Raw genomic sequence first — 11,014 nt, forward strand, 5'->3', positions numbered from 1 at the left:
GGTCGTAATAAAACGGATCATCGCTGACTCAATTTTTGTAATATGTCCACCAATCTATTCGAATACCCAAATTCATTATCATACCAACCTACGACTTTTACAAGCCCGCCTACAATTGACGTCAATTGCGCATCAAAAACACAGGAATACGGATTGTTAATTATATCAACTGAAACTATTGGGTCTTCTGTGTAGTATAATACCTGTTTCAATTCGTGCATTGCAGCAGCTTTGAATTTGGCATTAATTTCTTCTACTGTAGTTTGCTCGCGCAATGTACAGGTGAAATCGGTCAATGAACCATTCAACACCGGTACACGAATGCCAGCACCGCCCAACTTTCCTTCCAAATGCGAAAATACATTTGTAATAGCTTTAGCAGCTCCCGTGCTTGTCGGAATAATCGATGATGATGCTGCGCGTGCACGACGTAAATCGCGATGGGGGGCATCATGCAAATTTTGATCACCTGTCATCGAGTGTACTGTCGTGATATATCCGTCTTTTATTCCCCAATTTTCATCCAAAATTTTGACCAAAGGAGCAACGTTATTAGTTGTACAAGATGCGTTCGAAAAAATTGGTGCTGTCCAATCAAAGTCTGAATCATTGATTCCAAGTACGACTGTTGGAATTTCTCTGTCTGGTGAGGGTGCAGAAATTATAACTTGTTTCGCTCCAGCAGAAATATGTTGAGAAGCTTTTTCTTTCGTTGTAAAATGTCCCGTAGATTCAACCACAACATCTACTTGAAGCTTTTGCCAAGGTAAATCTATTGGACTTTTTTCCTGGGTAACTAAAATTTTGTGCGCATCGATATAAAGATGATTTTCATCAAATGTGACCTGACCTTCGTACGGTCCGTGAACGGAATCATACTTAAATAAATGCGCTAGGGTAGATGTGCTTGTTAAATCATTAATAGCAACAACATCAATATTTTGCAAATTTCTTTTGAGCAAATTGCGAAGCGTATGCCTTCCAATTCGCCCAAAACCATTTATTGCTATTCTCATCAACTTATTTAGTGTATTCTGTTAGAATAAAATCAATTTTTTTCTCGCCATCCCAATGCGATTGCAACTTTCCTTCAGCTGTATAGACATAGTTCGCAGGGAATTGCTTTGGAACATGTATTTTTTGGATGAAATCTTGATTTCTGTCGTATAATACTTCCACATTTGGTTTACCAACTAATTCTTTACCAAAAGTATCTAGGAAGTTAGCCATCAAAGCAGGATCGTTCATGGAAACGAAATAGATGTTGATGTTCTTAAGTTTATCGTAGTTTTTGCCTAATTGACCCGCTTCTATTTGACAGTGTCCACAGCTTGGATCAAATAAGATAAATGCCGTTTTTTTTCCTTTTGGAATATCTTGATTTGTAAAAGAAATACCGGATTTTACTTTATAGAATTTGAATTCAGGTAGAATTTGAGCTGGGGATTTTTGAGATAGTTCCTCAATTTTTTGTTTTTGCTCTGATTGAGAAGGGCTATGGTTGTGCGCACTGTGATCGTGTCCTGCATGATCGTGACCATCATGATTTTCTACGTTTTCAGTCGCATTAGTATTCGAATTAGAAGAATTTGAACAACTCGAAAATCCAAGTACAGTGCTTAGTAGTAGAGTTGAAAGCATCATTTTTTTCATATAAATAGTTATTTACGCAAATCTATAAAAAATATATGGTGTTGATGGATTACAGTTTATTTATGATGAATTTGTGATAAACGAAAACGGGCTACCTTTTGGATAGCCCGTTTTCGTTTATAGAATCTCCTAATTACGGAGTTACAACTTTAGCTTCTGCTGTTCTTGGTTTAGCAATATTAGCGTTGTTTTTACCTAAATCATATACAGATGGCGCTGCCAACATAATAGATGAGTATGTACCTACAACGATACCAACTAAGATAGCAAATGCAAATCCTCGGATAACTTCACCACCAAAAATAAATAATACAACTAACACGAAAATAAGTGTTAATGATGTGATAATCGTACGGCTTAAAGTAGTGTTAATCGCGTTATTGATAACTTCACCAAAGCTTTTGTGTAATCCAGCTGATTTGTTGATATCTTCACGGATACGGTCAAACACAACCACTGTATCATTCACAGAATAACCCAGTACCGTAAGGAATGCCGCTACAAAGTGTTGATCAATATCCAATGAGAATGGAACGATACCGTCAAGAATAGAGAACAATCCTAACAAGATCAAACCATCATGTATTGTCGCGATAGCAGCTCCTGCTGAATATTGCCATTTGTGGAAACGAACTAAGATGTATACAGCGATAATTAAAATAGCAATAACCGCTGACCATCCTGCTCTTTCTGTAATATCTGATGCAATCGAAGGACCTACTTTCTGTGAAGAAAGGATTTCGTAGTTATTACCAGATACTTTAGATAATCCAGAGGTTAGTTTCGCTAATACTTCTGCATCCGCTTCATCTGAAGTCTCTTCGATATGGTAAGTAGTCGTTACACGGACTTGATTCGAGCTACCAAAAGTTTTAACCTCTGTAGAAGATTGAAATACCTCATCTAAGTTCTTACGAACATCTTCTAAGTTAACATTTTGATCATAACGAACAGTATATGTACGTCCACCTTGAAAATCTACCCCTAACGAGAATCCCTTTGTGAATATAGATATCAATGAAATAGCTACTGCTACTAAAGATATGATGTAATAAACTTTACGTTTTTTAATAAACTGATAATTAGCACCAAGTAAAGTGTTAGCTGACCAAGGGTAAGAAACGCTTACTTTCATTTCTCTTTTTAACATGAATTCGAAAATCAAGCGAGAAATAAAGATTGAAGTGAATAATGATGTAATAATACCAACCATTAATGTTGTAGCAAAACCTAAAATAGGTCCAGATCCAAAGAAGAATAATACAACACCAACTAAAAACGTAGTAATTTGTGAGTCTAAGATGGAAGACATCGCGTGCTTGTAACCTTCTTCTATAGCTTGCTTAATATTTTTTCCATTACGGATTTCTTCACGAATACGCTCGTATATAAGTACGTTAGCATCTACTGCAGTACCCATTGTCAATACGATACCCGCAATACCTGGTAAAGTCAATACAGCATTCAGCGAAGCCAAAATACCCATCAAGAAGAATACGTTGAAAATAACGGCAATGTTAGCAGCCCATCCCGCACGGTTGTAATAAGCAACCATAAATAACATTACAACAACTACAGCAATAAGAGATGAGTTAAGACCTGCGTCAATAGCTGCTTGACCCAATGAAGGACCTACGATTGCTTCTTCCACGATTTTCGCCGTAGTCGGTAGACGACCAGATTTCAATACGTTTGCTAAATCTTTAGTGTCTTCAATAGTGAAGTTTCCAGAAATTGAAGAATTACCGCCTGCGATTTCAGTTTGTACAGTAGGAGCTGAGTATACTACATTATCAAGTACAATTGCAATAGCCTCTTTCTTTTGTGCAGCTTTTGCGGTTACTCTACGCCATTCTTTAGCACCGTATGAATTCATTTTCATACTTACTACAGGAGAATTTGTTTGTGGATCAAACTCATCTCTAGCGTCAGTAATCACATCACCTGTTAATACAGAACCTGTCTCACCTGCGCCAACTTTGATAGCATATAATGATAAAGATTCAGCATTAGATTCTGGTTTTACAGCCCAAAGTAATTTAAGGTTAGCAGGAATTAAAGATTTAACCTCAGGTCTTGCAAAATATGCATTAACCTTAGCTGTATCTTTTAAAGCTGCTGATCCTACAAGTGGTCCAGGAATTAATTCTGGTTGTCCTGTTGGTCCTTGGTATACAGCAGGGTATAATACACTGAATAGTGGATTTTGTGCTGTTAAATTTGCAAGAGCTGCTGATGAATCAGAAGATGCAGATTTATTGCCTCCAAGGTTAGCTAATAGATTTTCTTTTTTCGTAGTATCCGCTACTGTAGAATCTGTTTTCGCTACTTCCTTGTCTGTCGATTTTAAAGAAGTCGCTAATGTAGTGTTGATACTATTCAATACACCGTGAACTTCTACATTATTGTAAGTTTCGAAGAATTCTAATTTTGCAGAACCTTGTAATAATTTACGAACACGATCCGCATCGTTCACCCCCGGTAATTCAATTAAAATACGGTTAGTACCTTGTTGAATTTGAATGTTTGGAGATGCAACACCAAATTTATCAATACGCGTACGTAATACTTTAAATGAGTTTTGGATTGCGTTATCAGCTTCAACTTGTAAGAATTTCTTGACGTCAGCTTCTGAGCTGCTGTTGTTGATAAATGTTGAATTATCTTTAGTTGCGAAAAATGAAGCTAATGATGCTGAAGCACCTGTTGCTTTATATTCATCGATAAATAAATCAACAACTGATTTGTTTGATGATTTGCTCTTTTGAATTGCAGTGTTTAACGCTGTATTGAATTTTTCATCTTTGGTGTTATTCGCTAAGTTACGAATCAACTCATCCAATGAAATTTCCATTGTTACGTTCATACCACCCTTTAGGTCTAGACCTAGTGGCAACTCTTGTGCTTTACATTCTCTGTAGGTAAATTTAGCTACGCCTAAATTATATACTACTTCGCCAGCGATAGAATCTAAATACGCTTTTTCTTTGGTGATATCTCCACCAGCGTATGCTTGTGCATCACGCTCTACTTTCCTAGTTACAAATGTAAATGATAGCGCATAAAGACAGGCTACTGTCAGTACGGCTACCAAAAATTTAATCAGCCCTTTGCTCTGCATTTTCTTAATCGTCTATTAATTTGATATAGTTTATGTTTTTATTACGATGTAATGATAAAAATATTTACCAAGATTCGCAAAGGTATAAAAAAAATAGAGAAAGAGAATAATAGAAATATAAGATTAACTATGTAAGGGCTATATAGTTATCAAAATAGAAAAAGAGAAAAAAATTATAAAAGGGAATCCAAAGATTCCCTTTTAAATAAATGTTTTATTATCTCAAAACATATTTAACACCAAATGTAAATCCATCGCCATGGAATCCAGTATCGTGATTTAGACCTAAATATGGTTTATAATCTAAATGCAATGCGATCGGGATTGTAGGGATTTTATATTCTAGACCTACTTGCGGACGAAGACCGATTAATGTGTGACCATCACCGTCACCTGACCAAAAACCAACTTGTGCTCCTACACCAGCATACCAGTGAAGACCTTCAGCACCATTAATAGGTCTTTCGTATTGCCAATCTGCACCTAATGAAACCCATCTATTATTAAATGCTGCTTGTAATTGAAGTGCTTGAGGACCTTGTAAAGCTGTTTTAAACTGAACTCCAACGTTCGAGCCATCATTTCCATCAAATACAACACCTAATGCTGACTTGAAAGGTGTTTGTGCTTTAGCTTCGTTAACTCCTACAGTTAATGTAACAATTGCGATTAGGGGTAAAAATAGTTTTTTCATAATCTATAACTTTTGTTTTTAGAAAGAACCTAAGGTTAATCCTGAGTTCGTGTTATTTTTATTGAGAATAAGCAAATATGTTGCCAAATATTCTTAAGTCGATGTATTCTTATTTGCTTGATAAGAATATTTTATAATTGAGTGTTTTTAAGCTAGTAAATTATCTTTTGAAGTAGAATGAAAAAAAGCATGTCATTTGAATATTATTTTTTTGTTAATAAGGATGCGTGGTATATATTTTATTAGCAATTATAAAATAATTTTGTATCTTTGTCCGGCAAATAGAAAACCCAAGAAAGGTATTTGCCATGCAATTAGATCCACAAAAATTCGTAGCTGAAGGTCTTACTTATGACGATGTATTATTAATACCAGCTTATTCAGAAATATTACCTAGAGACGTAGATACTAGTACTTATCTTACGCGTAAAATCAAATTAAATATTCCTTTAGTTTCTGCTGCAATGGATACTGTAACTGAATCTGATTTGGCTATTGCGATTGCGCAAGCTGGCGGAATCGGTATGTTGCACAAAAATATGACTATTGAGCAACAAGCGGCTGAAGTACGTAAAGTTAAGCGCTCAGAAAGCGGCATGATTCAAGATCCAGTTACATTATTGGAAAACGCAACCGTTGGTGATGCTTTTAGTATCATGAAGGAGCATAAGATTGGTGGTATCCCAGTAATTGACGCTGAAGGTCGTTTGGTTGGAATTGTAACCAATCGTGACTTGCGCTTCCAAAAAGATATGTCAAGAGCGATCAAGGAATTGATGACTAAAGATAATTTAGTCGTTGCTCCAATTGGTACAGATTTAGTTAAAGCAGAAGAAATTTTGCAAAATCATAAAATTGAGAAATTACCTGTAGTAGATGAGAATAACGTATTGAAGGGGTTGATAACTTTCAAGGATATTCAAAAATACAAGCATTATCCGAATGCAGCTAAGGATGAGCATGGTCGTTTATTAGTAGGTGCAGCTGTTGGCGTGACTGCGGACACTATCGATCGTGTGACAGCTTTAGTAGCAGCAGGCGTTGATGTGGTTACCATAGATACGGCTCATGGACATTCGTTAGGGGTCATTAATAAATTAAAAGAAGTAAAAGCAAAATTTCCAAATTTGCAAGTAATCGTTGGTAATATTGCTACTGGAGCTGCAGCAAAGGCATTGGCTGATGCAGGGGCAGATGGTGTTAAAGTAGGGATTGGTCCTGGTTCTATCTGTACTACACGTATTATCGCTGGTGTAGGTGTTCCACAATTATATGCGGTCTTTGAGGTTGCTAAAGCCTTAAAAGGTACAGGGGTTCCTTTGATTGCTGATGGTGGTATCAAACAAACTGGTGATATTGCAAAAGCGATTGCGGCAGGAGCAGATACAATTATGGCTGGTTCGTTGTTCGCTGGGGTGGAAGAAGCTCCTGGTGAAACGATCTTATTAGAAGGTCGTAAATTCAAATCGTACCGTGGTATGGGGTCCGTAGAAGCGATGGAAAAAGGTTCAAAGGATCGTTATTTCCAAGACGTAGAGGCTGATATTAAGAAATTAGTACCAGAAGGTATTGTTGGACGTGTGCCATATAAAGGAACTTTAGCTGAGGTAGTTTACCAATATATTGGTGGTTTGAGAGCGTCGATGGGCTACTGCGGTGCCGCAAGCATCGAAAAGCTAAAAGAAGCACAATTTGTACGTATTACAGGTGCGGGTTTGAGAGAATCTCATCCTCACAACATTCAAATAACTAAAGAAGCGCCGAACTACAATAGTAGAGGATAATATTAGTTTATTTACAAATATTTTTATAAAGCCTAGAATTTATCTAGGCTTTATTTGTTTTGTGGGTGAATATTTTTAAATTAGTTGAATAAGTAATCAGTTTATAATCACTAATTCAATTTTATTATGGGAAAAGGAGATAAAAAGACAACGCGTGGAAAAATTATAATGGGTTCTTATGGAAAGAAGCGACCGGGTAAAACGGGTTCGCGAAATAAAGATGACGCTAAGAAATCCGAATAAGAAAGCAATCTTTTAAAGGTTGCTTTCTTATTTCTAGATTATTATAATTTTACATTAAAACTTATGTTTTAATTTTATTTTCGTAAAAACTAGCTTTAAAAAATATAAATTTTATATACATTTGGGGCTAAATAGTATAAATTATACCTACACCAAGATATTAAAACAGTCATAATGAAATTAAGTCAAAAGCAAGTCGTATTTGAAAATGAGGTTTTAACGAGATTCGATCTATTTAAAAGTTTATTTTTAACACTTCCATTTCAAAGAGTAAAGCATACAGGTACATTGTTGCCATTTTTTGCGGCACACTGTGAAAAAGGTGTTGAGCAACATCTTGCACCCGAACATATTATTGATAGTTTTTTTGGTCAATATGAGCAGTACGTGCAAGAAAATGATCGTATTGATTTATTGTTTCGTATAGTCCAATATATTGAAAGACAAGTTGTATTATTTGATGCGATTGAAGATTCTTCTTTTCAGGCATTAGGTAAAACGGATGAAACAGCTGGTTTGGATTCGCTTTTCAAATTGGCGCAAATGGATCCAAAGTTAAAGAAACGTATAGCAGAGAAATTGAAAGATTTTTCAGTGCGTTTGGTTTTGACTGCGCATCCAACTCAATTTTATCCTGGTGAAGTGTTAGGTATAATCAATGACTTGATTGAAGCAATTAAAAATAATGATATACCAAATATCAATTTGCTATTGCAACAACTGGGTAAAACGCCATTTATCAAAAAGCAAAAACCAACTCCTGTTGATGAGGCAGCAAGTTTAGCTTGGTATTTGGAAAATGTTTTTTATAAAGTTACTTCGAGTATTCAATCCAAGATTGATAATGAGTTGGAGCTATCTTCTGACGAAGTGAAGCAATTAATAGAATTGGGTTTTTGGCCAGGTGGGGATAGAGATGGAAACCCTAATGTGACGGTAGAAAGTACCAGGAAAGTAGCGACTATGTTGCGTACTATACTTTTTAGATGCTATTACCGTGATTTTAGAGTTGTCAAAAGAAGAATTACGTTCCGAGGAGTAGAGCAGTATTTAGATAATTTGCAAGAATTATTGTACAATAACAGTTTTAATCCTGTTGAAAATCCAGTCGATGAAACGAATAGAATATTAGAGAATCTAAATAATATCAAAGATGTCTTGAATAATTACCACAATGGTTTGTTCGTAGAACTTGTGGAGGATTTGATTCGCAAAGTGAATACATTTGGCTGTTTTTTCACCACATTAGATATTCGTCAGGATAGTTCGATTTTGAGAAATACAGTAAGCTACTTAGTGGAGAATTTTGATGCTAAAACAGGTTTAAAATCAGAAGATTTAAACGCCTCAGAGGTAGACAAACAAAAAGCTTTCAAGTTTAATGAAGAAGATCTTGAGTTTTCGAGCGAAGCAGATCCATTAGTTCAAGATACATTAGGCGTGATTCGTTTGCTGAAATATATTCAAGCGTCGGGTAGTGAACGTGCAGCACAGCGTTTTATTATTTCAAACTGCCAACAAGCATCTGATATTCTTGGTTTGATGCAATTATTCTTGTGGCAAGGATGGAAGAAAGATACGTTGACAATCGACTTCGTTCCTTTATTCGAGACAGTAGATGACTTGTCAAGAGCGCGTAGTGTGATGAAAGCTTTATACACAAATAAAGCGTACGCTACACATCTTAAAAAACGAGGAAATAAACAAAGTATCATGTTGGGTTTCTCTGATAGTACCAAAGATGGTGGTTATTTGATGGCAAACTGGTCCATTTACAAAGCTAAAATTGAATTGACTGCTTTGGCACGTGAATATGATGTTGATTTAGTGTTCTTCGATGGTCGTGGTGGACCTCCAGCACGTGGTGGAGGTAAAACTCAACGTTTTTATGCTGCGATGGGTGGTGAAATTGAAAACAAACACATTCAATTAACTATTCAAGGACAAACGATTAGTAGTCAATATGGTTCGTTAGATACAGCACAATATAATATAGAGCAATTATTACATGCAGGATTGATTTCTGAAATCAAACAAAATAGTAGTGATACGCTCACGGAGAAACAAAAAAGTGTGATTGATGATATGGCGGCAGAGAGTCATCGTAAATTTATGACGTTGCGCAATCATCCTCAGTTTTTGAAATATTTGGAAAAATTAAGTCCATTAAAAGCGTTATCTTCTATCAACATCAGCAGTAGACCGGTGAAACGTAATTCGGACAAAGAATTAAGATTACAAGATTTGCGCGCAATTTCATTCGTTACTTCTTGGAGTCAGCTAAAACAAAATATTCCTGGTTTCTTTGGTGTTGGTAGTGCATTGGAATGGGCTGAAGAAAATAATATGTGGTCTTACGTTCGTAATTTATACCAAACATCTGGATTCTTCAACACGTTAATTGACAACTGTATGATGTCGATGACAAAATCTAATTTTCACATTACTGCATACATGAAAGATGACAAAGAGTTTGGTGAATTTTGGACAATGTTGCATGAGGAATACAAAAAAACAAAAGCTTATTTGTTGAAACTGAGTAATTCAGAAATGTTGATGCAAAATTATCCAGTGGAAAGAGCTTCCATTTTGGAGCGAGAAAAGATTGTGTTGCCGCTTTTAATTATTCAACATTATGCGATTCGAGCTATTGATGGAAATAATTTAAATGAGGAGCAACAAGAAATTTATAGAAAGATAATTGGTCGTACCATATATGGTGTGGTGAATGCAGGGAGGAATTTAGCATAATACTAATTCTGAAACTTTTAAGAACTTTGTCATATATTTTATACTTTTGTGTTCGATAAATTGAATAAACATGAAATTTAATACTTTATTAGTTGCGGCTATTTGTGCAGGTTCATTGATGACTTCATGTGTACATAATACTGCGAAAGAAAATCAGTTAAAATACACACATACATCTATAGTCGATGGTGATGCATTTGCATACTTTCAAATTATTGGTGAGACTGCTTTAGATGGCGTTAAATATGCAGAATATGCTGAAAAGTCAGGAGATGCTAAATCAGTAGAAGTTGCGTCAAAAGTGAAAGCTTTTTATACGCAATTATTACCTGCTTTGGATTCTTTAGCTACTGCGAAGCAAGTTGATTTCCCAATCAAAGGAATTCCACAAGGTCATGCCGCATCAGATTCTACATCTACGGATTCTACAGCTACAGCAGCACATGATCATTTTGATTATGTACATCATGCGCAACATGAATTGGCTACAATCAAAGATAAGTTAAAACGCTTATCCCGTAATACAGATGTCGATGCTCAAGCATTCGCTAAAGAACAGTTAGAGGCAGTAACAGAAGTGTATACTCAAATCGGTGGTAAAGAAGAAGCTCATGGTCACCACTAAGCTTTAAAAAAAATATAACAACAAGGCGTCAAATAAAATTGACGCCTTTTTTTTGGTGCGCCCGGGATGGGCGATAACTCTAGGGTGCAAGTCCCGAACACGCCATTACAGTTGGAAGTGTTAGCCGAAGGCAAGGGTGTCCA

The 11,014-nt window shown here is 35.9% G+C and carries 8 protein-coding genes; 4 read left to right on the plus strand and 4 right to left on the minus strand.

Going from position 1 to position 11,014, the window contains the following annotated elements:
• Positions 1–17: 17 nt before the first annotated feature.
• The 4 genes from gap to GOQ16_RS08800 all read right to left on the minus strand — a co-directional run bounded on the left by gap (position 18) and on the right by GOQ16_RS08800 (position 5,468).
• The gene (gap, locus tag GOQ16_RS08785) at positions 18–1,016 is read right to left on the minus strand and encodes a type I glyceraldehyde-3-phosphate dehydrogenase (RefSeq protein WP_192922519.1); all 999 of its coding nucleotides are present in this window, start codon (positions 1,014–1,016) and stop codon (positions 18–20) included.
• A 4-nt stretch (positions 1,017–1,020) separates the two neighbouring features.
• Complete coding sequence (locus tag GOQ16_RS08790; RefSeq protein ID WP_240140988.1) at positions 1,021–1,653, minus strand: peroxiredoxin family protein; 633 nt, start codon at positions 1,651–1,653, stop codon at positions 1,021–1,023.
• 133 nt (positions 1,654–1,786) lie between these two features.
• Positions 1,787–4,774 carry a protein translocase subunit SecDF gene (gene secDF, locus GOQ16_RS08795; RefSeq protein ID WP_160068941.1) on the minus strand — a complete coding sequence of 996 codons (2,988 nt, stop codon included), beginning with the start codon at positions 4,772–4,774 and terminating at the stop codon, positions 1,787–1,789.
• 217 nt (positions 4,775–4,991) lie between these two features.
• Positions 4,992–5,468: a hypothetical protein gene (locus GOQ16_RS08800; protein ID WP_160068942.1), complete on the minus strand. Its 477-nt coding sequence runs from the start codon at positions 5,466–5,468 to the stop codon at positions 4,992–4,994.
• A gap of 308 nt (positions 5,469–5,776) precedes the next feature.
• On the opposite strand from GOQ16_RS08800, the gene guaB reads away from it, so the two are divergent.
• From guaB to GOQ16_RS08820, 4 genes are all read left to right on the plus strand, one after another.
• On the plus strand, positions 5,777–7,252 hold the full coding sequence (gene guaB / locus GOQ16_RS08805) for an IMP dehydrogenase (protein WP_160068943.1): 1,476 nt from the start codon (positions 5,777–5,779) through the stop codon (positions 7,250–7,252).
• 126 nt (positions 7,253–7,378) lie between these two features.
• Entirely contained in the window at positions 7,379–7,495 is a 117-nt protein-coding gene (locus GOQ16_RS08810; RefSeq protein WP_149914419.1) for a 30S ribosomal protein THX, read from the plus strand.
• 174 nt (positions 7,496–7,669) lie between these two features.
• Positions 7,670–10,246: a phosphoenolpyruvate carboxylase gene (locus GOQ16_RS08815; protein ID WP_160068944.1), complete on the plus strand. Its 2,577-nt coding sequence runs from the start codon at positions 7,670–7,672 to the stop codon at positions 10,244–10,246.
• Between the two features lie 70 nt (positions 10,247–10,316).
• Positions 10,317–10,871, plus strand: a complete 555-nt coding sequence (locus GOQ16_RS08820) for a hypothetical protein (protein ID WP_160068945.1) — start codon at positions 10,317–10,319, stop codon at positions 10,869–10,871.
• Positions 10,872–11,014: the final 143 nt, after the last annotated feature.

Origin of the sequence: Sphingobacterium bovisgrunnientis, from assembly GCF_009829085.1 — a bacterium.
GTDB lineage: Bacteria > Bacteroidota > Bacteroidia > Sphingobacteriales > Sphingobacteriaceae > Sphingobacterium > Sphingobacterium bovisgrunnientis.

What these genes read in the sequence shown, in the direction of transcription:
- gap (WP_192922519.1), bottom strand. Translation starts at nt 1,016, where the DNA reads ATGAGAATAGCAATAAATGGTTTTGGGCGAATTGGAAGGCATACGCTT.
- GOQ16_RS08790 (WP_240140988.1), bottom strand. Translation starts at nt 1,653, where the DNA reads ATGAAAAAAATGATGCTTTCAACTCTACTACTAAGCACTGTACTTGGA.
- secDF (WP_160068941.1), bottom strand. Translation starts at nt 4,774, where the DNA reads ATGCAGAGCAAAGGGCTGATTAAATTTTTGGTAGCCGTACTGACAGTA.
- GOQ16_RS08800 (WP_160068942.1), bottom strand. Translation starts at nt 5,468, where the DNA reads ATGAAAAAACTATTTTTACCCCTAATCGCAATTGTTACATTAACTGTA.
- guaB (WP_160068943.1), top strand. Translation starts at nt 5,777, where the DNA reads ATGCAATTAGATCCACAAAAATTCGTAGCTGAAGGTCTTACTTATGAC.
- GOQ16_RS08810 (WP_149914419.1), top strand. Translation starts at nt 7,379, where the DNA reads ATGGGAAAAGGAGATAAAAAGACAACGCGTGGAAAAATTATAATGGGT.
- GOQ16_RS08815 (WP_160068944.1), top strand. Translation starts at nt 7,670, where the DNA reads ATGAAATTAAGTCAAAAGCAAGTCGTATTTGAAAATGAGGTTTTAACG.
- GOQ16_RS08820 (WP_160068945.1), top strand. Translation starts at nt 10,317, where the DNA reads ATGAAATTTAATACTTTATTAGTTGCGGCTATTTGTGCAGGTTCATTG.